Source organism: Flavobacterium pisciphilum, from assembly GCF_020905345.1.
Lineage (GTDB): Bacteria > Bacteroidota > Bacteroidia > Flavobacteriales > Flavobacteriaceae > Flavobacterium > Flavobacterium pisciphilum.
This window is the reverse complement of sequence record NZ_JAJJMO010000001.1, coordinates 5255681-5281956: the sequence shown is the minus strand read 5'-3', so window position 1 is coordinate 5281956 and position 26276 is coordinate 5255681. Positions and strand designations below refer to the sequence as shown.

Genomic DNA, 26276 nt, shown 5'->3' with positions numbered 1-26276 from the left:
GCTAAAGCATTTATTCTTCTCCCTCAATCATTTCGGCTTGTTCTTTTTTATGATGAAAAGGGCATCCTGTTGTAACTTTCTTTTCTTTATGAATATTCACAGGGATAGATACTGGTCTTCTTTGATGTTGCTCTTGTACAACTGGGAAAACAGAAGTAAAAAAGTTTGTCCATCCACCAGTACGCACACGCAATAAATCAAACTGCTCAGGCGAATCTACCGCCACACTAAAGGTTGCTGGATTAGCCACTGTAACAGTCAATATATTCGAAGAATGTCCTTGGCTGAATTGTTTCATTACTTTAATGAGTTTTTCTACTGGGAAATTTTCGTCAATATTAAAGTCTGTAGGCGCACCATCTGTCATCATTTCGTTTCCTACACCTTCATAACCAGCGAGTGATTCTTCAAAACCAGCATGTTGATGTTCAATCGGCAAATCAGAAGAACTAGGTGTTGGACTCAAATCAGAGGCTACTGTTGTTCCTAATCGTCTTCCATCCGCACTAGCTCCATTCCAAGCTCCCATTTCAACATGATTTTCAAATGTTCCTACACCCGGCTGGATTTGAATTCCAAAAGGAAATTCTTCTGAACCAAAACGAGAAGTCATATCCTTTAACGTAGCATACAATTGTGACCAAGGCGCCGTAAAGGTTTCCATCGAAATTTTGGCAACATTACCTACAATAGTATCTCCAAAAGCATCAATCTCCTCATGACCTCTTCCATAACGAGGCAATGACAAGGCAATATCTCTAAGCTGCTTGAATCGCTCAGAACGAGATGTAATTCTAGATTCACCTGCCAAGTTACTAATAAAAGGTTCCGTCATTTTATGCCCCCAATCGCAACACAAGCATTCCAATAATTCGGTTAATGTTGTTACTGCATTTTTTTCATCAAATACCATTGTTTTTATGGCATACAGCGAATTGATAGTAGAACTCAACGAAATATAACAAGGTCCATAAATATTGTATTTAGTCCCTCCACTATAAAAATCCTGTCCTTTAGCCAAGCAATCATCCATAAGAACATTTAAAATTGGAGAAGGGCAGAATTTAGTATTGTTACCATAACCTCTCAATTGTCCATCAAATGCTTTTCGGTTCAATAATTCGAAGTGTTGGAAATAAATTTTCACAAGCTCATCAAAACTTTTAATCTGATCGGCTGGTTTTGAATTTAAAGAAACCGTTTGTCCAAAAAGATAAGTCTCTCCTGCCGAAGAATAAGTTCTTCCTTGATTCAAAGCGCATTCTAAGGGTTGCAAGGTAGAAAAACCACCTAATGAGAACCAGTTTTCACCAGGAAATTGAGGTTCGTAACAACCATCGCAAGCATAATTTTGTGCAGATTTCATACTAACAGACGGATTCCAACTCTTAGTTTCCTCGCTCAATGGTCCACCAATCTTATCCCCACTATGATACAATCCCTTTATAATCTTTTCATCATTTAATAAAATTGGATGTGCTCCTCCAGAAAGTACAGCATGCGCGGCTGCTACCAAAAGCTCTTCAGGTATGTCTTTTCGGGTTCTAAGAGATAAACAAGGTGCATTTAATGGCAAACGACCTGAGGAACGAATAAACAATTTAGTCATATCATTGTAGGCAGGTTTTGTAGACTCATAATCAGTTTCACCATCTGCAATTGTTCCTCCTACAGTAATTTGCTGAATCCATTGTCCTAAAGAAGCTCCTTGAGGATAAGGTCCTGAACTTCCTCCCATCGCCAAATTACCAAAAGGTTGATGATCTTCCATAAAGATTCGGTTCTGTTGTACTTTTTCATCAAGCTTGATATAAAAAGCATCAATAATTTCTTGTGCATCATCCTCAGAGATAGCATTAGAGATAGTATCACTACTGTAAAAAGGTTGTAGCAATTGATCCATTCTACCTATTGCTGTTGGCTCACCATTTAAATGAAGACAGCTGTGTAGCGTAAAAATTAACTGAGTAGCTTCAATTAAACTATCTGGTTTTTCTGTAGCCAACTTTGTCATTCGGTACGCAATAGAATCTAGGTTTTCTTTTTCCCATTGTTGTCCTACGCTCATTTTATCAGCTGTATTTCGAGCCAATTCGGCATAGTTTAGGAAATATTCAGAAATCCCTTCTAATGACAAATAAGCAGAGCGATACAAATCTTTTTTCTCCTGCGTTACTGCTTTAGATTCATAATCAAGAACTTCTTCTTTTAATCCCTTTAATCCTTTTTTTAATGCTTTTTCAAAATCTGGAATTACATGCCCTACTCCCGAAGCTTCACTAAGATTACTTAAAAATCCTTCAAGACGTTCGGCTTCTGAAAGATATTTCATCACATAACGTCCTTCACCCAATGTTAAATTAGGCATTGCACCCACGATAATCTCTTCTGGTGAAATTCTAAAAGTATCAGAACCATAAATAATTTCCCCTTTATTTTCTAAATAAGAAGAATAAGGAACCAACGAACCGTCTTTCAGTTTTATTCTTCTGCCTCTAAAACCATAATCTGCAGAACTAAAAAGTTGCAAACTCAAACGAATCGCCCAACCTTTTCGAACCATAATAGATTCCTTCATAATATCCGAAGGTTTGTCCTGCCCTTTATATTGGTTGATATAATGTTGAATATCTTCCTTAATTTCTTCCTGTTTTCTGTTAAAGTACCAATTGTCCTGCCATAAAGAAAATATGTTTTCTAGTAAACTCAGAATCCTTTTAGAAGGTTTGGCAAAGAAATCATTGTCTTTGTGTATGCCAGTTGCCATTGTAAAAAGATAATTCTGATGATTATAATACATCAACCCATTTTCAGAAGCGTTTTTAAAATGTCGATCCAATCGAGTCCAATCTACGCCTGGAAATCGAGACCAATTTCCACCTTCCATATAAGAGAAATCATTTGAATAATTCTCCATTTCATCCAACTCCAAATCATCTACGCTTGGTATATAAAAAAAGCCTCCTAAATCTGATTTTAGATTGTTGAACAAACGATCATTCATAAATCCTTTATCTGAACCAATTTGGTTTCTTATAATGTTTTCGAGAATACCAATTTCTTTGCAAAAGCCAGCAAAATAAATTCCTTCCTCATCAGAAACAGTTACCGATTTTGGTGCTCTAAAACCTGCTTTCGATTGTTTAGCTCTCCCAAAAGGCAATCCCAAACGAAGTACCGGTGTTGTATTTCCGTTTTCATCCTGTATTCTAGCCGATTTAATATGCGAACGAGAATCGCGATCAGGAATAATAGTATCGTCTGTTTTTCTTCCAATCAAATCTTCAATTTGATCTTCACTCATAGCATGAATCTGATTCCAATTGATTAAAAAACGCTGGGCTAGTACAAATGATCCTCCAAAATGCTCAATATCTTCACATCCAATTATAGTGTGTTTGGCAATGGTTACTGGATCTGAAGGATTGTTTAAATTTTCAGAGAAACGACATCCTAACACTTTTCCAGCATGTCCATCTTCTTCACTTGATTTTGAAGCCGCTGCCTGTGCATAATATCTTTCAGTATTCGATTCTAAATGATGCAGAATGAGATTTAATACTATTTCGCAAGCTTCTTCATTATCACTTTTAATATGAAACCAAATGTCTGCTTCTGAATCATTAAAAACACCATTAGATTCCCTAAAAACCCTAGATTGGTTGGGATTGGATTTTCTAGGATAATTTAACTTCATCCCTTTAGGAATAGTTTTTCCTTCCTCTTCGCAAATTCTTTCCCAATTTTCAAAAGACACTCCTAAAACAACCGATGTGTTTTTACCACTAAGCGCTTTGTCTGTGTTAATCTTTAAACGCAAGGAAGCCATCAAAAGGGCTAATTCTTTACTGCTAAATGGCTTATCCATCCAGAAAGTAGTAAAAATAGCAAAAGGAGATGGGTAAACTAATCCTCTCTGACAGTGTTTCCACACTTCTTCAAAACGATCTTCAAAATTTAATGTTTCCATAATCAATATAGGTTAGTAGGTTATATATCAAATATAGAAGTATTCGTACATAAAAAAACAGGTAAAAACACTCGTTTTTACCTGCTATAATATTAAATATCAAAGAGTTTAGATTTTAATTAAAAATATTGAGTGCTCCTACCAAAACACAAATTTTCAATAAAGGATAAATTTTTCTTTTTATCAGATTATCAAATAGTTTCAATTTTTATAGAAGTCATCGTTAATGATCCTCCAACTGGTTTGTCATTAAATATTGTAATTTTTTCATTTTCTTCCTTCAATGCCAAAGTATAAAGTAAAGGCATGTAGTGTTCAGGTGTTGGAATCGCTAAATCAAATGCCCTGCCTTGTGACTTAAAGTCTATAAGTTTTTGATGGTCTCCACTTAAAATATAACTTTTCATCTTTTCGTTTGCTTCCGTTGCCCAATCAAAAGCGTATTGATCGTTTAGTTTATCCCAAGCGACCATACGTAGATTATGAACCATATTACCACTTCCAATAATCAAAACTCCTTTTTTACGAAGACTACTTATTTCTCTTGCCAATTCATAATGATATCTTGCTGGCTGAGAATAATCAATACTCATTTGTATTACTGGAATGTCTGCATTTGGGTATAAGTGTCTAATGACACTCCAAGCTCCGTGATCAATTCCCCATTTATCGTCTAATCCAACTTCAGTTTTCGTAACAATACTTTTTGTTTCTAGAGCCAATTCAGGGCTTCCAGGTGCGGGATATTGCACATCAAACAATGCTTGCGGAAATCCACCAAAATCGTGAATCGTACGTGGATTTTGCATTGCCGTTACAAATGTTCCTTTGGTTTCCCAATGTGCCGAAATACAAAGTATAGCATTAGGTCGAATCAATTCTTGCCCTAATTTTTTGAATGCAGAAACAAATTCGTTTTCCTCTATAGCATTCATTGGACTTCCGTGACCAAGAAATAACACAGGCATTGTACCTGTGTTACTCATTGTTGAAGTCATTTTATTTAAATCTCTCAAATTCATAGATGCGCCTATTAACGGCAATAATGCCATTGATTTTATAAAATTTTTTCTATCCATTTCTTTAAAGAATATGAAATGTATCCATCAAAATGTTTCTCTGTACTGTTTTTATTGAGCTAAACCAATTTGCTTCATAAATGATTGATTATCCCAAAACAAATACTCTTCAGTCATTTTTCCATCTTTCCATTTCCCTACTGTTGCCATAAGCAATTTGAATTTTTTACCAGTAGGTGCTATTGTTTTTCCATTACCAATAGGCATTGGTTTTGTAAAAGTACCTTCCAACTCCCCGATTACTGTAGTCCATTCACCACTTCCAAAACTTACTGGGTGTTTTTTAATTTTTGTGTCAGGAGCAAAAACAAACATTGGTTTTAAAGCATCAATATGTGCTGGTGCTAAACCTTTTGTTGTGCTTCCATCTGGATAAACAACCAAGATATCGTCTGCATGGCTATGATTAAATTTATCCCATTTTTGATTGCTGTAAAAATCAAAATCAAGTTCATCAAAAGATTTTAATCGTTGTTCAGTTAGTGCTTTTTCAGCTTTAAAAGATTTTAGTTCAGCTTCTAAAGAGTCAACTTTGGCTTGAAGTTCAGAAGTGTTCTTATTAGAACAGCTTGTTAAAATTGCTACAGAAGCCATTAGTACGATTGCGGGTGTGAAGATTTTTTTCATTTTATTTTCTTTTAATTATCTATAAATAAATACATTAACAATGCAAAGATCAAAACAAATGAACGTTAAGTTGTTACACTTTTCGGAAATAGAGATGTAATTTTAGGAAATCAAGTCATTTTTCATTTCTTCCCTAAATTCACTTGGAGATTGTCCTGACTTCTTTTTGAATACATTAGAGAAATAGGAGTTTTCATTGTAACCCAATTCGTAGGCAATTTCAGAAATAGCTTTATTGGTAGTAATCAAAAGTTTTTTTGCTTCAATAAGTTTCCGGGTTTCTATGATTTCAGAAACACTTTGCTCTACAATATTTTTACAAATAAGATTTAGATTTCTTGATGACATAAACAATTTTTCGGCATAAAATTCAACACCAACAGGTCTTTGATAATTCTCTTCAAGAATAGCAAGAAAATTACTGAACGAAATATTTTGTGTTTTTTGTTGCGAAACACTTGTCGTAATTGTTTTTTTTCTTTCCGCTTCAATCATTGTTAATACTGCACTCAACAACTGTTTGATTATGGTATAATTAGGACTTTCTTGTATCGATTCATCATACATCATTTTACATACATCCACCAATCTTTGAAAGCAAAAATCTCTTTCCAATTTTATATTAGCTCGGTCGTGATAAAGAGAATACAGCTGAAAAATGGTTTCAGGAATAAATTCACTTTTGAAGCGAATAGCCCAAATATCGCATTTGCCATTATAAACCCTTGGTATCAAGCGATGGACTTTGCCTTTGGTAACAAAACTTACAAACGGTGCTTGGGTTTTGGTAGAATTAAAATCAATGAAATGTTCCACTTCTCCTTCTATTCCTATCAATAATTCTTCAAAATCGTGATTATGTGGTTCGTTTGGCTGCTCCGAAATTTTTTTTGTATCCAATTCATCAACCTTAAATATGTGGAAAAGTTTGTTCATTTAATTCGGATTTTTTTTTAAAAGGTTACAGCTAATATTCTGTCTATTAGGAGAGGTTGGGAATTAAAGATACACGTTTTTTCCAAATAAATACAAATTTCCCAAGCACAAAACCAGCTGTATCAGACTGGATATTTGGTCGAAAATACGAATGATCCTGTTTCAAATCAAAAAAACCTCCAAAATCATTTGATTTTGGAGGTTTATAATTTTATATAAAAAAAACTACTTCCCTTTTAGTAACTTCTCCAAATAATCAACTTTATCTTTTTCCGCTTGAACCAAACGCTCATAAAGCTCAACTACTTTATCAAGAGGATTGAAAGTAAGTTGGCTACAAGAATTTAATATATGCCCCTTATTGTCATAATAATTATTAAAATAGTTAATCATACTTTCTTCAGAAAAATTCTTAATTGCTTCTACAGTCACACCTAAGGCTTTTGCCACTTCGATTAATTTCTCTTCATCAATAGTTTCGCTATTTTCTATAATTGAAACAGCCTGCTGGTTTGTACCCATAGCTTGTGCTAATGCTTCTTGTTTCATGTCTTTTAATTCACGAATACGGCTAATTTTTCGCCCTATGTGATTCGGTTTTGTTAATGTACTCATAGCTCAAAGATAATAATTACGAATAAAAAAGTAAGTCTGTATGATACATAATTAGTTATGTACTGTACGGGCTAAGTTGATATCGTACAAAGTAAGCAATTACTTACTTTGTAGGTGTTAAACAAAAATACAATTTTCTAGACAAGTATCAATTAAAAAAGTAAAATTATGAAAACGGAAGAGAAAGAATTATTGAACAGCCTTTTTAAACACATCTCCAAAGTCAGCTATTTTGATAAACTCAAAGAAGTTGAAGGAAATCAGAATCATTATACTGTTGCTATAAATACATCTAGTTATAATGAATTAAACTTAATGGTCTGTGATATATTGAAAGTCTGCATACTAGCGCTAGATACCGAAAGCCCACACATCTCCTCCTTAATTCCTAATCCCGAAATAAATATTATAAGACTTCTTGAACTGTCGCTTCAGTTAATGCCAAACGAACTTGAATTGCTTGATGAACTTCATGAAACACATCTAAAATTTAAAAAAATAAAAAGTGAGTCAGAAGTATCATAAACGTATTTTACTTCTGAGAATTGAATAAAATAAAAAACTCCAAAGTCGAATCACTTTGGAGTTTTAAAATTCAATGGAGCGTCAAAGAATATAACCGAACACTTGATATGGGTTTTAACGCTATTTTTTTTGTCTCAATATATACAATCCTCCATTTTTTATAATAGGCTCTACAATGCCTGTGCTATCGTTTGTATAGCCACCAATATTAATTGCATAATCTAAAAAAGCTACTTTTGATTTTGTTCTCAAATGCTTGGGTAATTCATATAAATATAAATCATTTTTACATTTGGAATCCTTAAAATACTTTACTGCCTTCTCTTTAAAAAACAAACTTTCGTTGTTATAAGTAACTTGATAATAGGCAGTGTTAATAAACGATGGAGAAACCCAATCTGGAAAATCAAAGAAACTGCCTGTAAAATAATACTCGTCTTTTTTGCGAGAAAGCAATTGGATTGAATTTGAACTTTGGTAATCAAACTTTTGCTCCTTTAACAGTTGTGAAGAATACCTTGTTAGATAATCATCATCTATTTTTTTGCCAATCTGTTGGGTAGAATAAATTCCACTTTTGGGGTCTTTTAAAACAATTAACCTTTTATCAGCAAATTTTGCAGGAAAATTTAAAAAATCAATCTGACCAATGGTATCATTTTCTATTTCGTTACTTCCAGAATGCGTAAACCTAGTATCTCCTTTTTGTGAGAATAATAAAATCCAATTATTTTTTATTTTAAAATACATTGGATAATTTTCAGCTAGATAATCAAAATTCCTATTGGTATCATAAACTACCATTTCAGCATCATTGTAATATTTTTCAAAAAGTATTTTAAAGTCGGCGTCCTTAATTTCATTTTGAGAATTTAGTATTTGCGAAAACTTAGTATAAACTAGCTTTTTCCCTGAAAAATCATACACTCCATTTTCCGCAAATACATACGGTATAAAATTTGCAAAATCAAAAACAGATGTATATTTTTCTTTTGCTAAATCATCTGATATAATAATGTTTCCTAAATAATTGTATTTTGTTAAACCCTGATAATTAGAAACGTAATAATCATTATTAATGCTATCATACAATATTGGAAAAGTACCTTTCAAAGGTAAAATTTCATAATTTTTAGATTGCGGTTTTCCTATTAGGCTTTTAAAATTTTTATACCATTTTGGCTTAAAAAAATCATTTGTTGATATATTATGGGTCGTACATCTGTCTAAAAATAATAATAACAAAAGAGTACTAATAATCAAGAAATAAATAGTTTTTTTCATGTTTTTTTGTTCAGTTTTAAGTTTTCGGAGACAAAATTACTGCGCACTTATATATAATTCTGACAAAGGTAAGATTTACTTACTATTTTGTGGATTATCCTAAAATTTGCATAAAAGTTTCTTTCAGCAACAAGTAGCTTATAGTGTTATCTTTTTTTAGGATGTACTTGGAATTCTATAATACTTGGAATTACAATGGTAGTTCATAACTTTTTATTTTAACGAAAAACAGAAATACAAAAAACAAAATTATTACTAAAGTGTAACCAAAAGACACGTTTAGCGACAGCGTGGGTTTGTAACCATGCCTATAACAATAAGGCATAAGTTGAAATATTTTCCAAATCTCTTATAGCAAGTTTAACAGAGGTCATTTTATTCAGTTCAAGTTAATTTTTAATTCAATTATTACAATTTTTGTTAGTATATTTTTTTCTCAAATAATAACTCTCTTTTCAGATCATCTTCAATCCATTCCAAATAAAATTCTTCAGCTGCTGAAGTGAATTCATTCTCCCAAGGAGCAATATTATTTATATTTTCATCAATAAAATCGATTATTTTCTTAACAAGAAATTCTCGATTCAAAATAGGTTCATTGAGATTATTTATACGATGTTTTTCTTCTTTATTAATTAAAATATTATATAATTTACCTAAGTTATTTTTAAAATTATTTTTGCCAAGTACTTCAATTGTAAATTCGATATTAGACAACTCTGGATTAACAGATAAATTGAAAATCGGTATTGAAATTGTGTATGGTTCTCCCCATTCAAACTTTTTTTCTTCAACATAACAATGTGGAACTGTTTTTTTGTCGATATATACCATTTTTTATTCTATGTTTTTTGGGATACGTTTTTTTTAGCGTTTCTGCTGACTCATTAGTCTGACAAAACTAGAATTATCTACCCTAATTAGCAGGGATAAATCTGAGAAACAACAGAAATTATTTTTAAATTCAGCCAAATGCCCAAATCTCTTGTAACGACTGTTAGCAGATCGTTATTTTACGTATTCTCCATTTTTGTATTTTATTGTTTCTAATAATTTTCCGTCAATATCATATAATTTCATCGTTCCATTTCCATTTGCAAAAGTACCTTTATCCATTATATTTCCTTTTCCGTCATAACAACTAATAATTTCAATTAGTTTTCCGTCATTCCATTTTCTTTCTGTTTGAATTTGGCCATTATTAAAATACCATTTCCAAACTCCAATTTTCTTACCATTATTTAAAGTTCCAATTCCTTCTCGATAACCATTGGAATGAAAAAAAAGCCATTCGCCAGTTTGTTTTCCATCATTAAATTTTCCGATTTGGTTTATTTTTCCGTTTTCGTGAAATATTTTCCATTCGCCAATTTCTTTTCCGTTTAAATATGCTCCAATTTGATACGTTTTTCCGTTCTCATAGAAAAGTTTCCACTTTCCATTTCTCTCATTATTGGTAACTTTTCCTTTAGCCTTTAAATTTCCGTTTTCATAAAATTCCTTTTGTGAATTACAAGAGGATAAAGTGATAAATAATATAATAATTAATAATATTCTATTCATAATTTTTGGTGTTATATTCTCAGATTCTGCGGTACAATGTCTGCCAACGTCATGGCGCCACAAGAGATTTGGGATTAAAGATGCGAGATTTTTCAATTATACACAAATTTCCCAAGTACAAAACCATTTTTAAATTCAGCCTAACCCCCAAATCTCTTCAAACAGCTGTAACAGACTGGTTTCTTTGTCAAAAATACGAATGTCGTTGTAATGCATTTACAGAGGAAACTGATTTTAATTCTACTCAGCGTTCACAAATGCTTTTTATCAAAAATTCGAAGTCTCGCCTACTTTTTTTATTAGTGAATTAGAAATTCAAGAATTATAAAATATAAGTAAAAATTAACTACAGCCCATTTATAGGTTACAGAACAAAAACTTAATTTTGAAACCTTAATTAAAAAAGACATCATGAAAGATTTAGTATCAAAAATCAATGCAGAATTCGAAACATTTAAAACAGAATCAGAATCACTAATTGAAAAAGGTGTGAAAGCTGCTGGGCCAAGAGCACGTAAATCAACTTTAGAGATTGAAAAACTATTAAAAGAGTTTAGAAAAGTTTCTGTAGAAGAATCTAAAAAATAAATTTTGCTTAAAAAAGTAGACCTCGCTTAGCTATTTTAAGCGAGGTCTACTTTTTTCTACTTAATTATTAAACGGATTAATTTTATTCTTCTAATTTATATTTTATTATCAATTCTTGATATTGCTTGTATATCCATACAAATGAATCTTTTCTATAGTTATGCAAATCGATTGATTCTTCTAATAAGTCACTTAGCTTAATGCCACTATCAGCATATTCAAAACCAGTCAACAAAGCGTTATCTACAATTTTTGATGCAATGAAAACGTTAAAAGCTGACAGAGCGAATTTATAATCCGCCCCCACAACAATGAGACACAAGTTGAAAGATTTTTCAAAAACTAAAGACATAAAAAAACTCTTTAATTTCTTAAGGAGTTTCTTGGTGGGCTGTCAGGGTTTACAATCGAACACCTTATCTCTATTTTGACATTTTTCGAAAGCCTAAAATAGTCTATGTTTAATGATTATGGTGAGGCATTAGGTATTTAATAATTATAACTACAATAATATTATTTATTCTTCACAAAATTAAAAGCAAAGAAGAGCTCTCCATTACGAGAGTTCTTCTTTTAAACCATTATTTCCAAAATTCATCTTCTAGGTGTTGATTTTCTGAAAACAACCATACATTAATTATTTTGCCATCTACAACTTCAAACAAATCGATACCTTTCATATCGACAGTTTTATTCCCGCTTTCAGCACTAAATTGTATAGGGAAAGATACTAAGTTGCCATTAACCATCATTGCTCCAGTAGGTTTAATGACCAAACTTCCTTGAGTTGCTCCCATCATATCAGAAAGCATTTTACCAATGGCTTCTAGACCATTTTTTGTTCCAGAAAACTGATTATTTCCCGGCTGATGCCATTTTGCATCAGGATTAAAATAAGAGAATACTGTAGGTATATCTCCTTTTGAAAGTGCTATTGCATACCCTTCTACTACTTCTATTGGTGTCATATATTATTTATATTTAAGATTATTATTGTACAAAACTACACAAGAACTTACCTTTGCACAAGTACTTACCTAATAGTCTAGTACTTACCAAATGGTTAGAATTAATTAAATACTATGGAAAATAATTTAAAAACAATTCCAGCTTCTGATGAAAGTTGTCCTGTAAGAGCGTCTTTGTCACTGTTAAGTGGTAAATGGACGTTGATGATACTGTTTCAAATTAATGAAAATGTCATAAGGTATGGTGAACTGAAAAGAGCAGTTATAGGCATCAGTGAAAAGATGCTTATACAAGAGTTAAATATGCTTGTTGAACACAAATTGGTCAGTAAAAAAGTGTATCCCCAAATTCCGCCAAAAGTAGAATATCAGCTGACTGAACTAGGAAAAAAAACGTTACCAATTGTAGATCAATTGGCTCAATTTGGTCTAGAAAATTTACTTTAACGATTTCTGACTTAAAAAGACCTAATTATAAATAAATTTAGGAAGAAAAACTTATTTTTAAATGAAAGAAACTTTAAGAACAATAAATAGAAATGAAAATAATTAAATTTCATAAAACAGATGTGGTGTTGACTTTCTTCTAAACGTATTGCTTTATGAAGAGGTTAAAGAAACTTACGTTGATTCAGAAGCATTCAACACGGATTATTTTGAAATTATTGTATTCAAAAAAGGCAAAGGAACTTTAGTTTTAACCCGATAGCACGGATTTGTAATCCGTGCCCGCAGCAGTGAGACACAAATTGAAAGATTTTTCAAAAAAAGACATAAAAAAAACTCCTTAATTTCTTAAGGAGTTTTTTGGTGGAGTGTCAGGGACTGTAGTCGAACACTTAGTGCCAATTTTGACGTTTTTTAGTGACTTAAAGTAGCTTATGTGATGTTTTAAACCCTATTGAGACCCCCATCCATTTATATATTATTGATTTAATTAAAATTGTTTGTCATTTTCTTTTTGTAATAGCAATAAATTATCTAATCGTCTGACCACATCTGTCCAAAGTTTGTCTTTCATCGTTTTTCTAAAATATCCAAAATGGTCAATCTTTTTCAGTCCAAACTCACCGGGCGTGAGTTCAGTAAAGCTTATTTCTTTTTCACTCTTTACATTCCTCCAAAATGCATTTATATTTTTTGCATTCGAAATCGTATCGTCTGTTGCATAATAAACGTGTATAGGAAACTTGAAATTCTTGAAATTTCCTGTTGGAACCGTTTTACCGTAAAAGTTTTTGTCGAAGAAATAATCTTGCTTTTCTAACCAATCACGCCATTCAGACACTACCTTTTTAGGGAGATTTTCCATTAATCCATATGGTTTTGCCTTTACAAAACCAGTAAGTAAAGCACTAATTGGCGAAAAAATATAGAAGAAAAAATACGCTTTCATCCTGTACCCAAAAGGCATATTGGGATAATAACCTGATGAAACTGCAATATTGATGTTTCCTATTACATTAGTCAAATCATTGACGAAACCTATTTGCTGTCCGCCAGCGCTGTGTCCAATAAAGAGGAAAGGCAAATTTGGAAATCTATTGTCTAAAAATGCTTTTATGGCAGGTATATCTTTTGTTCCATAATCTGAAAATTTAATATTGCTGTTTTTGAGATTATCCGTTTTTTTGGTTCCTCGATAATTCCAAAGGCAACACAAATATCCGTTTTCAGCTAAGTAAGTCAAAAATGACAGATAAATTTTTTCTGAAGTACCAGTTCCGCAATTAAACTGCACTACCGCTTTAGGGCTATCTGGTATGAACAAAGTACCATTGAGTTGTGTTCCGTCTTTACAAATGGTTTCAAAATTTTCTGTTTTCATAGTGCTACTTTTATTGCTAACAGTTTATGGCTTGACGATTCTTTAGTTTTTTTGCACAACTAATGAATTGACAAGCCAATGGTTTAAATATATCAAAATATTCGATACTAGAGGTTAAGTCCCACTATTATAAACTGATATTTATCTTTTTTCCTTTTAACTATGCTAAAAAAGCCATATCCTCTTCTGTTATTTGAATGTCAAGGGCAGCTATGTTTTCTTCAAAATGTTTCAATTGAGAAGTCCCCGGAATTGGCAGAATCAAATCGTTAAAATGCAACAGCCATGCAATATTTAACTGAGCAGTACTTACCTTATATTTTTCGGCAATTACAGCTATTTTATCATCGTTTTTTGGCAAAGAGTTTAGCAGAGACCAAAACGGAACCATCGTAATATTATTGGCAATACACAAAGGCATCACTTCCTGCAGTCCTCTGATTTGCATGCCGTGCGACTCGAAACTTGTCCTTTGCCAGTAACCAAAAGCATTTTCCACACTTACAATATTTCCCATAGATAATCCAATTTCTAATTCTTCAGGGCTCACATTACTTAATCCAATATGCAGAATTTTCCCTTCTTTTTGCATATCAAACATGGTTTGTAAAGACTCTTTAAAAGGGGTTTCAGAATTAGGCATTACTCTAAAATGAACCAATGGAAGCTGTTCTAACTTCAATGTTTTTAAATTTCTTTCGATGCTTGTTCTTAAATTTTCCGGAGTATCAAATACGCACCAGCCTTTATCTGGAGTTCTTCCAGCCCCCACTTTAGTACAAATCAATAAATCATCATTGTACGGATAGAGTGCTTCTGCAATGAGTTTGTTTGTGATGTCATCACCATAAAAATCTGCAGTGTCCAGAAAGTTAATGCCTTTGCTACTTGCAGTTCTTAATATTTCTAAAGCTTCGTCTTTGTTTTTTGGTTCTCCCCAAACAAAGTCGCCAGGTAGTCGCATCGTACCATAACCCAGTCGATTAATAGTAATAGAATTATTGGTGCTTGCTCCGATTGTTATTGTCTTTTTCATCTTATATCTAATTTTTAATTGTGCAAAGTTCAGAGAAAAACAAAATGAATAGGTATCTAAATCGACTTTTGTTGTAGCCAAATCTTTAGGACTAAGTACTCCATCGGTTTCCAGGAAAGTGAAGATTCAAATCTAACTACAACAAAAGTCGATTGAGCTAAATTCAAACTGCTGCTTATCCGTACTTTTGTAATAGAAATAAAGAGGTAAAATGGAAAATAAACCACCCATCCGATTAAAAACAATCACAGAGTTTCACAAACTTTGGGAATTGCCAAAACTAGAACATCCATTGATTAGTGTTGTCGATTATAAACAAATCAACCATTCGCTGGTAGGCTCTGATCAGGCTCTGATAATGGATTATTATTCCATCACAATCAAACGCGATTTGGGTGTGAAGATAATTTACGGACAGGAATCTTTCGATTTTGATGAAGGCTTGATGTTTTTTATGGCACCAAATCAAGTGTTTAAAATTGAGAAAGAAATAAGAAATACGACTAATCACTCAGGTTGGATTTTATTGATACATCCAGATTTTCTTTGGAATTCACCTTTGGCCAAAACCATTAAAAAGTACGAATTCTTTAATTATTCAATGCATGAAGCTTTATTTCTTTCAGAAAAAGAAGAAGGAATGATTATCAATATCATTCAAAATATTCAGCTCGAATATCATTCGAATATTGATACTTTCAGTCAGAACATCATTATTTCCCAGTTAGAAACTTTATTGAATTATTCTGAGCGGTTTTACCAAAGACAATTTATTACCCGAAAAACAGCGAATCACAAGATATTAGAACGCATAGAAAATTTACTCGACACTTACTTTGACGATGATTTATCAAACAAAGGTTTGCCAACAGTGAAATTTATTGCCGAAAGTCTGAATATTTCACCCAGTTATATGAGCGGTTTGCTAAAATTACTGACTGGTCAAAGTACGCAACAGCACATTCAAAACAAAATTTTAGAAAAAGCAAAGGAAAAACTCTCTACTACGAATTTATCTGTTGGCGAGATTGCATATGAATTAGGCTTTGAACATTCACAATCATTCAACAAATTTTTTAAGACCAAAACAAAACTCTCTCCGTTAGAATTTAGGACTTCTTTCAATTAATTAAAATTTAAAAATATACTGGGCAATTATTGGCTGTTTAAAAATAGAGATGTATATACGTAATGTTTCATAAAGGTTTACAATACTATGTAAAAAAAACACTATAATCGACGTTTTTTTGGTAAAAATTTGGCTAAGCAATTTATGAAGTATTTTAGCAAAAAAAAAACTCCAAAATCAAATGACTTTGGAGTTTTAAAATTCTGTGGGCGATGAGGGGTTCGAACCCCCGACCCCCTCGGTGTAAACGAGGTGCTCTGAACCAGCTGAGCTAATCGCCCTTAGCAATTAATTAATTTCTTAACCCGTATTGCGAGTGCAAATATACAGCTAGAATTCGTATTTGCAAGTGTTTTTTAAAAATAAATTTAAAGTTTTTTTTATTCTACTCTTTTACAATACTTTAATTACATCATGAAATTCTATAATTCTTTTGTAATAACTCTCTATAGTCATACATTTGCATTTATATATACAATCCAATGGCAAGATTCAAAGAAGATGATTTACCAAAATCAAAAATAACAGCTACTTCACTCAATAAAGCAACAATTATATTTAAATATGCAGGAAACCACCAATGGAAATTTTATGTTGGTTTGGTTTTTCTACTCTTTACAGGAGCAACAGCATTGGCTTTTCCTAAATTAATGGGAATGTTAATTGATTGTGTTAAAAACAAAGACAACTCCGAAGCCAATACGATCGCACTAGGATTGGTTGTTATCCTTTTTTTACAATCCATCTGTTCTTTCTTCAGATTATCATTATTTGTAAATTTTACTGAAAACACACTAGCTAACTTACGTTCGGCACTATATAGCAATTTGGTAAAACTGCCAATGTCTTTCTTTTCTCAAAAGCGTGTGGGAGAACTAAATAGCCGAATCAGTGCTGACATTACTCAAATACAAGATACATTAACATCGACAATCGCCGAATTCCTTCGTCAGTTTATACTAATTATAGGAGGGGTTATTTTATTGGCTACCGAAAGTTTAAAACTAACTTTATTAATGCTTTCAGTTGTACCGCTTGTGGCATTCGCAGCAGTTATTTTTGGTCGATTCATTCGTAAATACTCTAAAAAAGTACAAGATCAGGTTGCCGAAAGTCAGGTAATTGTTGAAGAAACAATGCAAGGAATTAGCATAGTAAAAGCATTCGCTAATGAATGGTATGAAATTGCCCGTTATAACGGAAAAATCAAAGAAGTAGTAAAACTAGCAATCAAAGGTGGCAAATACCGTGGTTATTTTGCTTCATTTATTATTTTCTGTTTGTTTGGAGCAATCGTAGCAGTGGTTTGGTATGGTGTACGATTGAGTATTGCTGGCGAAATGAGTGTAGGACAATTAATTTCGTTTGTACTCTACTCTACTTTTGTTGGAGCTTCGTTTGGTGGAATCGCCGAATTATATGCTCAAATACAAAAAGCAATTGGAGCTACCGAACGTGTTTTTGAATTGTTAGATGAATCTCCAGAGAAGATAAACTCACATCAAAAATCGACTGCAATCGAAAAAATACAAGGAAATGTTACTTTCAAGAATGTACAATTCAGCTATCCGTCAAGAAAAGAAATTATGGTTTTAAAAGACGTTAATTTCACTGCCAAATTTGGTCAGAAAATTGCGATTGTTGGACCTAGTGGAGCTGGAAAATCGACTATATCTTCTTTATTATTGCGTTTTTACGATATTGATGCAGGAGAAATTATTGTTGATGGAAAAAACATCTACGATTATGACTTAGAAAACTTAAGAGGAAACATGAGTATTGTTCCTCAAGACGTTATTTTGTTTGGTGGAACAATCAGAGAAAATATCGCTTATGGTAAACCAGAAGCAAGTGAAGAAGAAATTTTATTGGCTGCCAAACAAGCCAATGCATTTAATTTTATCGAAGGATTCCCTGAGAAATTCGATACACTGGTTGGAGAAAGGGGAATTAAGCTTTCAGGAGGACAACGTCAGCGTATAGCAATTGCTCGTGCCTTGCTTAAAAACCCAAGTATCTTGATTCTTGATGAAGCAACATCTTCATTAGATAGTGAAAGTGAAAAATTAGTTCAGGAAGCATTAGAAATTTTGATGCAAGGAAGAACAAGTATTATCATTGCACATCGATTATCAACCATTCGTAGTGCCGATCAAATCTTAGTTCTTGATAATGGAGTAATCTCGGAACAAGGAACACACCAAGAATTAATTGCTTTAGAAAACGGAACATATAAAAACTTAAGCAATTTACAGTTTAGTAATTCTTAGATTTTAAAATTCAAATTCATAAAAAAACTCCAATCAAAATTGATTGGAGTTTTTTTATATAAACTGCAGACTAAACACTGCAAACTGAGAGTGAATACAGAAAACTGTAAACTGAGACTAGAATTACTATCCTTTTCTTCTCTTACGCTCTGTTTTTAAAAGTGTTAACTCTCTATTTGTTTGTCCTGCAACCGAAGTATTCTCTTCTGCTCTACGAATAAGGTAAGGCATAACATCTTTTACAGGTCCAAATGGCAAGTATTTAGCAACATTATAGCCATTTTCAGCTAGATTGTAACTAATGTTATCACTCATACCATATAACTGACCGAAAAAGATGCGGTGATCGTTATTTTTTATTCCTCTTGCTTGCATCAGTTCCATTAAAGTATAAGAACTATTTTCATTATGCGTTCCAGCAAAAATAGACATCGTTTCTAAATGATCTAACATATATAAAACAGCTGCGTCATAATTATCATCAGTCGCTTCTTTAGAAACACAGATTGGAGAAACATAATTTTTCTCTTCCGCTCTTTTGTTTTCTTTTTCCATATAAGCACCACGAACCAGTTTCATTCCAATGAAAAAACCTTCTGTTTTAGCTTGTTCATGCAATTTTTTCAAATAATCCAAACGATCCCAACGGTACATTTGTAATGTATTAAATATAATTGCTTTCTCTTTATTATACTTACGCATCATCTCGGTAACCAAATCATCAGCTGCATCCTGCATCCAACTTTCTTCACCATCAATAAGTAAAGCAACATCATTTTGATACGCTTCCTTACATACTATATCAAAACGCTCTACTACTCTATTCCATTCTGTTTGTTCTGCAGGAGTCAATGTTTGTTTCTCTCCTAACTTCTCATACAATTCAAAACGACCTAAACCTGTTGGTTTAAAAACTGCAAACGGAATAGCTTCACGTTCTTTTGCAAACTCAATAGTTTTTAATGTCATTTTTAAAGCAGCATCAAATTGCTCCTCTTCTTCTTTTCCCTCTACTGAATAATCTAATACTGAACAAACACCTTTAGTGTACATTTTGTCAACAACAGAAATACAATCATCCTCATTTACACCACCACAAAAATGGTCAAAAACTGTGGCACGAATTAATTTTTCTACAGGTAAATTTGCTTTTAAAGCAAAGTTAGTAACCGCAGTTCCAATACGAACTAATGGTTGATTAGCAATCATTTTAAAAAGAAAATAAGCTCTTTCAAGCTCAGTATCACTTTTTAACGAAAATGCAACTTGTGTATTATTAAATATTTTTTCCATTATGTAGGGATTTTTTTTGTGCAAATATAGAGAGAGTTTGAATATTATTTACTTAAAAATGCCTTATTTTGCGCTTTCAATTAACTACAAACAACATGCAATCAATTCTCGCTAATAATTACCCTATTCATTTTAATGAAAATGCATACGAAGCTTTAAATAATCACTTGAAAGAAAACAAGTATTCTAATTTGTTTATCATTGTAGATACTGATACAAATGAGTATTGCTTGCCTAAGTTTCTACCTTTATTAGAAACTGATCTTACTATAGAAATTATTGAGTTTGAATCAGGTGAAATCAATAAAAATATTGAGACTTGCATTGAAATATGGAAAGTACTAACTGAACTTGGTGCCGACAGAAAAACATTGGTTATTAATCTTGGTGGTGGTGTTGTTACCGATTTAGGTGGTTTTGTAGCTTCTACATTTAAACGTGGAGTTGATTTTATCCACATACCAACAACCTTATTATCTATGGTTGATGCTTCTGTAGGGGGAAAAAATGGCGTTGACTTAGGTAATCTTAAAAATCAGATTGGTGTTATTAATGTTCCTAAAATGGTATTAATTGACACACAATACTTAGAAACTTTATCACAAAGCGAAATGCGTTCTGGTCTAGCCGAAATGCTAAAACATGGTTTAATTTATGATGCTGCCTATTGGGAGCAGTTTTTAGATCTAAAGGCGATAGACTTTACTTTCCTTGATGCATTGATATATCGTTCTGTGGAGATTAAAAACGAAATCGTAATGCAAGATCCGACTGAAAAGCACATTCGTAAGGCTTTAAACTTCGGACATACACTAGGACACGCAATCGAAAGTTACTTTTTGGAGAATGAAAATAAGAAAACATTACTGCATGGTGAAGCAATTGCTATTGGTATGATTCTAGAAAGTTATATCTCATTACACAAAAACTTACTTACTAAAGAGGAATACTCTCAAATAAAATCGGCTATAAAATCAATTTATGACGATGTGATTATTGAGGAAAATGATATTGAACCAATCTTAGAATTATTAATTCATGATAAGAAAAATGAGTATGGTACAATTCAGTTTGCATTGATAGAAGGAATCGGAAAAATCAAGATCAATCAATCGGTTGAAAATGAATTGATTCTTGATGCCTTTCAAGATTACAAATCTTAACTTATTTTTTAATAAAAAAGCTTTGCTTTACGTATATAATATTTTTTACATTTGCACCGTGAAAAAAAATCAAAAACAAAAACAATTTAGTTCTTTCAGGAGCTACGCCAATACTTCATTTTTGAGGGTATTGAACCGTTTTTACAACATAAAAGGAAACTTTTGTTTTGATATCTTTCAATGTTCAAAAGCTGAGCACGAGAAACTACAGATCGTGTTTGCAAATATTAGGGTTTGAATTTTAAATTATCTTATTGTTTACAACTAATTTAATTTAAAATACATCTATCTCAATGAATACAAAATATTCTGATTTAATAAATCAAACTTATTACTTTCCTCAAGAGGAATTCACTTTAAACAAAGATAACCTTCATTTCCACAACATCGATTTGATGAAATTGGTAGAGAAATATGGTACGCCATTAAAATTTACTTATTTACCTCAAATTTCTAACAACATCAACAAAGCAAAAAGTTGGTTTAGAAAATCGATGGAAAAGAATAAATACGAAGCAAAATACTATTACTGCTATTGTACTAAAAGTTCTCATTTTGAATTTATAATGAATGAAGCTTTCAAGAACAATATCCATATAGAAACTTCGTCTGCGTTTGATATTAATATTGCTGAGAATTTATTAGAGAATGGCAAGATTAACAAAAACACTTATATTATATGTAACGGTTTCAAAAGAGACCAATATGTTACAAATATTGCGAGACTTATAAATAATGGTCATAAAAACACCATTCCGATTATTGATAACTACGAAGAACTTGATTTGCTTCAAGCAGAAATCAAAGGAAAATTCAAAATCGGAATCCGAATTGCTGCTGAAGAAGAACCAAAATTTGAGTTCTATACTTCTAGATTAGGAATTGGATACAAAAACATTGTTCCTTTTTACAAAAAAGAGATCAAAGAAAATAAAAATTTAGAAGTGAAAATGTTACACTTCTTTATTAATACTGGTATCAACGACAATGCCTATTACTGGAATGAGTTGGTAAAATGTATTAAAGTATATGTAGCTTTAAAAAAGGAATGCCCTTCACTTGACGGTTTAAATATCGGTGGTGGATTCCCAATTAAAAATTCATTAGCTTTTGAGTACGATTACCAATACATGATTGACGAAATCATCAATCAAATTAAAATTGCTTGTGATGAGGCTGAAGTAGATGTTCCTAATATCTTTACTGAATTTGGTTCATTTACTGTAGGTGAAAGTGGAGGTGCTATCTATCAGATTTTGTACCAAAAACAACAAAATGACAGAGAAAAATGGAATATGATTGACTCGTCTTTCATTACTACTTTACCTGACACATGGGCAATCAACAAACGATTTATTATGCTAGCCGTAAACCGGTGGAATGATACTTACGAACGGGTTCTATTAGGCGGACTTACTTGTGATAGTGACGATTATTACAATTCTGAGCAAAATATGAATGCTATTTATTTACCTAAATACAATAAAGAAAAACCTTTATATATTGGTTTCTTCAATACAGGAGCATATCAAGAAACAATTGGAGGTTATGGAGGATTACACCACTGTCTGATTCCACAACCAAAACACATTTTAATTGATAGAGACGAGAATGGATTTTTGGCAACTGAGGTATTCTCTCAAGAGCAAACATCAGATGAAGTATTGAAGATATTAGGGTACAGTAAAAAACAATAAAAAAAATCGCAAATTGTACTAAATATTTATAAAATTTATTAATTTGCATAACAATCTTTAAAGATTTCTAGTCTTTAAAATCACAAAAAAAAAGAAAAAATGAAAGGACCAATTAGTCAGTTTATTGAGAAACATTATTTACACTTTAACTCTGCATCTCTAGTTGATGCTGCAAAAGCATACGAACAACAATTGGCTAACGGTGCCAAAATGATGGTAAGTATGGCTGGTGCAATGAGTACTGCCGAAATTGGAAAAATTTTTGCTGAAATAATTCGTCAGGATAAAGTTCAAATCATTTCTTGTACAGGAGCAAATCTTGAAGAAGATATCATGAACCTAGTAGCACACTCTCACTACGAGAGAGTACCAAACTACCGTGACTTAACTCCACAAGATGAGTGGGAATTATTAGAAAGAGGATTAAACAGAGTTACTGATACTTGTATTCCTGAGCATGAAGCATTCCGTCGTTTGCAAAAACATATTTACAAAATATGGAAAGATGCAGATGATAAAGGAGAGCGTTATTTCCCACATGAATTCATGTACAAAATGTTGCTTTCTGGAGTATTAGAAGAATATTACGAAATTGACTTAAAAGATAGCTGGATGTATGCTGCAGCAGAGAAAAATTTACCTATTATTGTACCAGGATGGGAAGATAGTACAATGGGGAATATTTTCGCTTCATACGTAATCAAAGGTGACTTAAAAGCATCTACGATGAAATCTGGAATCGAATACATGGTTTTCTTATCTGATTGGTACCCTAAAAATAGCACTAACGGAATTGGATTCTTCCAAATTGGTGGTGGTATTGCTGGAGATTTCCCAATTTGTGTGGTACCAATGTTATACCAAGATATGGAAATGCATGATGTTCCGTTTTGGAGCTATTTCTGCCAAATTTCAGATTCAACAACCAGTTATGGTTCATATTCTGGAGCTGTTCCTAATGAAAAAATTACTTGGGGTAAATTAGATATCAAAACTCCAAAATTCATCATTGAATCAGACGCTACCATTGTAGCACCACTAATTTTTGCATATTTATTAGATTTATAGAATAACTTTATGAAAAGAGTAATAGTTGATTACGCTAAACTTACCAATGAAATTTTAAACTTACTAGTTGAGAAATTTCCTGATGGTTATGATGATTCGGATGTTATCCGTTTTAGAAATGCTAAAAACGAATTGATAGAAGCTGTTGAAGTACGTACAGAAGATACTATTTATTTAGTAAAAATTAGTACTAAACTTGCTGATAGAATTGAAAATTACGATGAAGATGATGAAATCGATGCTGACGTTGATACAATCGAGCCAATAAAAGGTCTTGATTTAGAAGACGAAGCAGACGATGAAGATGAAGATGAGAATCTGGACAAACCAGATCTTGACGGTGATGACGACGATGATGATGACCATGATAAAGACATCGCCGATGAGGATGATGACGAAGATGATGAAGATTAATTAATCTGAATATTTCAAAATAAAAAAGGAACTCATACATGGGTTCCTTTTTTATTTAGTAAATTACCTACAAAAAAAAATACGAGCCGATGGACACTAAGCTGTTACATGCCAAACTAAAGGAAAATTTTGGATTCGAAAAATTTAGACCAAACCAAGAAGATATTATAAATACAATACTTTCTGGTCAGGATACTTTAGCCATTATGCCAACTGGTGGAGGAAAATCAATCTGTTTTCAATTACCAGCCTTATTGTTACCAGGAATTACAATAGTTATTTCTCCTCTTATTGCTTTAATGAAGGATCAAGTTGACAGTTTAAAAGCAAACGGAATTACTGCCTGCTATATAAACAGTAGTCAAACGGAACAAGAGCAGCAGTTTTACATGGAAAGCTTAAGATCCAATACTATAAAATTGGTCTATGTAGCTCCCGAAAGCTTATCCTATCTTGACATCCTATTTAATCAATTAACAGTAAGTTTAATAGCAATAGACGAAGCGCATTGTATCTCGTCTTGGGGCCATGATTTCCGCCCAGCATATACTAATTTAGGATATCTAAAAAATCGCTTCCCTTCTACTCCAGTTTTAGCGCTAACAGCCACTGCTGATAAAGCAACTAGAACTGACATTACAAAACAATTAAATTTAAACAACCCAAAAACGGTTGTTGCTTCTTTTGACAGAAAGAATTTAAGCTTAGAAGTTCGCCCTGCACTTGATAGAGTAAAACAAATAATAGATTTTATTGAAACCAAACCCAATGAATCTGGAATTGTATATTGCCTTAGCAGAAAAACAACCGAAGAGCTTGCAGGCAAATTAAAGAAAAAAGGAATTAATGCCAAAGCATATCATGCAGGCCTAGAAAGCAAATTACGCTCTAGAACTCAAGATGATTTCATCAATGATGATTGTCAGGTAGTCTGCGCTACGATAGCTTTCGGAATGGGAATCGATAAATCAAATGTGCGCTGGGTAATTCATTACAATCTACCTAAAAACATTGAAGGTTATTATCAAGAAATCGGAAGAGCTGGTCGTGATGGTTTGCCTTCAGAAACAATATTATTCGAAAGTTACAGCGATGTAATTCAACTGCAGAAATTTGCTTCAGAAGGATTAAACGCCGAAGTACAACTTGCAAAACTAGAACGAATGAAACAATATGCAGATGCTTTAAGCTGTCGCAGAAAAATATTGCTTTCTTATTTTGGCGAATTAGTAAATGAAAATTGTGGCAACTGCGATATTTGCAAAAATCCTCCAGTATTTTTTGACGGAACGCTTATTGCGCAGAAAGCATTGTCAGCAATCACTCGTTTACAAGAAAAAGAAACGTTGCCAGTAATTGTAGATTTTCTTAAAGGTTCAAAAAATGCATACATATACGAAAACGAATATCAAAATTTAAAAACCTACGGAATTGGAGCTGATATTTCGTGGTACGATTGGAACCAATATCTAATCCAACTAATAAATCTGGGGTATTGCGAAATTGCATTTCATCAGCATAATAGAATTTTATTGACTCCTTTTGCAAAAAAAGTTCTCTTTGAAGGCGAAAAAGTAAAACTAACAACTGTAGTTAAAAAATCTATTGAAAAAATAGAAATAAAAGAAAAAGCTACCAAAGCCAAGCCAAATTCTCTTTTTGAAGTACTTCGTCAATTGCGATATAATATTGCCAAAGAAGAAGAAGTTCCTGCTTATGTCATTTTTAGTGATGCCGTTTTAAGGCAAATGGAAACTTTACGCCCAATTAGTGATGATGAACTTATAGTAATCGATGGAGTTGGAAAAGCTAAACTTGAAAAATACGGTCCTGATTTTGTGAACGCCATAATTGAGTTTCAAAAAAACAAAAAAAAACCACAAGCAAAAGCAAAAAAAGAAAGTAGCACCTATAAAGTAACACTAGAATTATTCCAAGAAGGAGTTTCTATTGAAGCAATTGCCGCAAAGAGAAAGTTAGGAATTTCAACAATAGCATCACACTTAGCGAAGTTATACGTTGATGGACATGACCTTGATTTATCTGATTATGTTTCTGATGCTGAAATTTTAAAAATCAGAGCTGCACAAGTAAAACTTGAAAATCCTGATACCCTAAAACCATATTATGATTTTCTTGAAGAGCAAATTTCTTATGATAAAATCCGATTAGGTCTCGCTGTAATCGAGAAGAATTATTAGGGAAAGAAAGTAACAAGTATAA

Annotated in this window: 23 protein-coding genes and 1 tRNA gene; 10 read left to right on the top strand and 14 right to left on the bottom strand. The window is 32.4% G+C overall.

All coding sequences use genetic code 11. The annotated features are described in order from the left end of the window. Positions 1–10: 10 nt before the first annotated feature. From LNQ49_RS22595 to LNQ49_RS22575, 5 genes are all read right to left on the bottom strand, one after another. Complete coding sequence (locus LNQ49_RS22595) at positions 11–3970, bottom strand: Dyp-type peroxidase (RefSeq protein ID WP_229991198.1); 3960 nt, start codon at positions 3968–3970, stop codon at positions 11–13. Between the two features lie 191 nt (positions 3971–4161). Continuing rightward, positions 4162–4992 carry a 4,5-DOPA-extradiol-dioxygenase gene (ygiD, locus tag LNQ49_RS22590; RefSeq protein ID WP_487313313.1) on the bottom strand — a complete coding sequence of 277 codons (831 nt, stop codon included), beginning with the start codon at positions 4990–4992 and terminating at the stop codon, positions 4162–4164. Between the two features lie 108 nt (positions 4993–5100). Then, positions 5101–5676: an ester cyclase gene (locus LNQ49_RS22585; RefSeq protein WP_229991196.1), complete on the bottom strand. Its 576-nt coding sequence runs from the start codon at positions 5674–5676 to the stop codon at positions 5101–5103. Between the two features lie 102 nt (positions 5677–5778). Beyond that, on the bottom strand, positions 5779–6612 hold the full coding sequence (locus tag LNQ49_RS22580) for a helix-turn-helix transcriptional regulator (RefSeq protein ID WP_229991195.1): 834 nt from the start codon (positions 6610–6612) through the stop codon (positions 5779–5781). 225 nt (positions 6613–6837) lie between these two features. Further along, entirely contained in the window at positions 6838–7227 is a 390-nt protein-coding gene (locus LNQ49_RS22575) for a helix-turn-helix domain-containing protein (RefSeq protein ID WP_229991194.1), read from the bottom strand. A gap of 168 nt (positions 7228–7395) precedes the next feature. Here LNQ49_RS22575 and LNQ49_RS22570 point away from each other — a divergent pair, with 168 nt between their 5' ends. Further along, positions 7396–7752, top strand: a complete 357-nt coding sequence (locus tag LNQ49_RS22570; protein ID WP_229991193.1) for a hypothetical protein — start codon at positions 7396–7398, stop codon at positions 7750–7752. Positions 7753–7872: 120 nt separating this feature from the next. On the opposite strand, the gene LNQ49_RS22565 is transcribed toward LNQ49_RS22570, so the two are convergent. The 3 genes from LNQ49_RS22565 to LNQ49_RS22555 all read right to left on the bottom strand — a co-directional run bounded on the left by LNQ49_RS22565 (position 7873) and on the right by LNQ49_RS22555 (position 10599). Next, positions 7873–9036 carry a hypothetical protein gene (locus LNQ49_RS22565; protein ID WP_229991192.1) on the bottom strand — a complete coding sequence of 388 codons (1164 nt, stop codon included), beginning with the start codon at positions 9034–9036 and terminating at the stop codon, positions 7873–7875. Positions 9037–9456: 420 nt separating this feature from the next. Further along, entirely contained in the window at positions 9457–9870 is a 414-nt protein-coding gene (locus LNQ49_RS22560; protein WP_229991191.1) for a hypothetical protein, read from the bottom strand. A 174-nt stretch (positions 9871–10044) separates the two neighbouring features. Then, positions 10045–10599 (bottom strand): toxin-antitoxin system YwqK family antitoxin, encoded by a 555-nt coding sequence (locus LNQ49_RS22555; RefSeq protein WP_229991190.1) that lies wholly within the window; start codon positions 10597–10599, stop codon positions 10045–10047. Between the two features lie 411 nt (positions 10600–11010). Between LNQ49_RS22555 and LNQ49_RS22550 the strand changes: the two genes are divergently transcribed. Beyond that, positions 11011–11187, top strand: coding sequence for a histone H1 (locus LNQ49_RS22550; RefSeq protein WP_035621526.1), 177 nt, complete (start codon positions 11011–11013; stop codon positions 11185–11187). A gap of 82 nt (positions 11188–11269) precedes the next feature. On the opposite strand, the gene LNQ49_RS22545 is transcribed toward LNQ49_RS22550, so the two are convergent. Next, entirely contained in the window at positions 11270–11539 is a 270-nt protein-coding gene (locus LNQ49_RS22545) for a hypothetical protein (RefSeq protein WP_229991189.1), read from the bottom strand. A gap of 229 nt (positions 11540–11768) precedes the next feature. After that, complete coding sequence (locus LNQ49_RS22540) at positions 11769–12155, bottom strand: nuclear transport factor 2 family protein (protein WP_229991188.1); 387 nt, start codon at positions 12153–12155, stop codon at positions 11769–11771. A gap of 114 nt (positions 12156–12269) precedes the next feature. On the opposite strand from LNQ49_RS22540, the gene LNQ49_RS22535 reads away from it, so the two are divergent. Continuing rightward, positions 12270–12602, top strand: a complete 333-nt coding sequence (locus LNQ49_RS22535) for a winged helix-turn-helix transcriptional regulator (protein ID WP_229991187.1) — start codon at positions 12270–12272, stop codon at positions 12600–12602. 490 nt (positions 12603–13092) lie between these two features. On the opposite strand, the gene LNQ49_RS22530 is transcribed toward LNQ49_RS22535, so the two are convergent. Further along, positions 13093–13983: an alpha/beta hydrolase family protein gene (locus tag LNQ49_RS22530; protein ID WP_229991186.1), complete on the bottom strand. Its 891-nt coding sequence runs from the start codon at positions 13981–13983 to the stop codon at positions 13093–13095. A 160-nt stretch (positions 13984–14143) separates the two neighbouring features. Continuing rightward, entirely contained in the window at positions 14144–15019 is an 876-nt protein-coding gene (locus LNQ49_RS22525; protein ID WP_229991185.1) for an aldo/keto reductase, read from the bottom strand. Between the two features lie 211 nt (positions 15020–15230). Here LNQ49_RS22525 and LNQ49_RS22520 point away from each other — a divergent pair, with 211 nt between their 5' ends. Beyond that, positions 15231–16148, top strand: coding sequence for a helix-turn-helix domain-containing protein (locus LNQ49_RS22520; RefSeq protein ID WP_229991184.1), 918 nt, complete (start codon positions 15231–15233; stop codon positions 16146–16148). A 206-nt stretch (positions 16149–16354) separates the two neighbouring features. On the opposite strand, the gene LNQ49_RS22515 is transcribed toward LNQ49_RS22520, so the two are convergent. Continuing rightward, positions 16355–16429, bottom strand: a tRNA-Val gene (locus tag LNQ49_RS22515). Positions 16430–16630: 201 nt separating this feature from the next. Between LNQ49_RS22515 and LNQ49_RS22510 the strand changes: the two genes are divergently transcribed. Further along, entirely contained in the window at positions 16631–18418 is a 1788-nt protein-coding gene (locus LNQ49_RS22510; RefSeq protein WP_229991183.1) for an ABC transporter ATP-binding protein, read from the top strand. 126 nt (positions 18419–18544) lie between these two features. Here LNQ49_RS22510 and LNQ49_RS22505 read toward each other — a convergent pair whose 3' ends face one another. Then, entirely contained in the window at positions 18545–19711 is a 1167-nt protein-coding gene (locus LNQ49_RS22505) for a proline dehydrogenase family protein (protein ID WP_229991182.1), read from the bottom strand. A gap of 95 nt (positions 19712–19806) precedes the next feature. On the opposite strand from LNQ49_RS22505, the gene aroB reads away from it, so the two are divergent. From aroB to recQ, 5 genes are all read left to right on the top strand, one after another. Further along, on the top strand, positions 19807–20874 hold the full coding sequence (gene aroB, locus LNQ49_RS22500; protein ID WP_229991181.1) for a 3-dehydroquinate synthase: 1068 nt from the start codon (positions 19807–19809) through the stop codon (positions 20872–20874). A 293-nt stretch (positions 20875–21167) separates the two neighbouring features. After that, complete coding sequence (locus tag LNQ49_RS22495) at positions 21168–22571, top strand: type III PLP-dependent enzyme domain-containing protein (RefSeq protein WP_229991180.1); 1404 nt, start codon at positions 21168–21170, stop codon at positions 22569–22571. Positions 22572–22670: 99 nt separating this feature from the next. Continuing rightward, positions 22671–23639 carry a deoxyhypusine synthase family protein gene (locus LNQ49_RS22490; protein ID WP_229991179.1) on the top strand — a complete coding sequence of 323 codons (969 nt, stop codon included), beginning with the start codon at positions 22671–22673 and terminating at the stop codon, positions 23637–23639. Between the two features lie 9 nt (positions 23640–23648). Next, positions 23649–24053 (top strand): DNA primase, encoded by a 405-nt coding sequence (locus tag LNQ49_RS22485; RefSeq protein WP_229991178.1) that lies wholly within the window; start codon positions 23649–23651, stop codon positions 24051–24053. Between the two features lie 89 nt (positions 24054–24142). Then, the gene (gene recQ, locus LNQ49_RS22480; protein WP_229991177.1) at positions 24143–26254 is read left to right on the top strand and encodes a DNA helicase RecQ; all 2112 of its coding nucleotides are present in this window, start codon (positions 24143–24145) and stop codon (positions 26252–26254) included. The last annotated feature ends 22 nt before the right edge of the window (positions 26255–26276 follow it).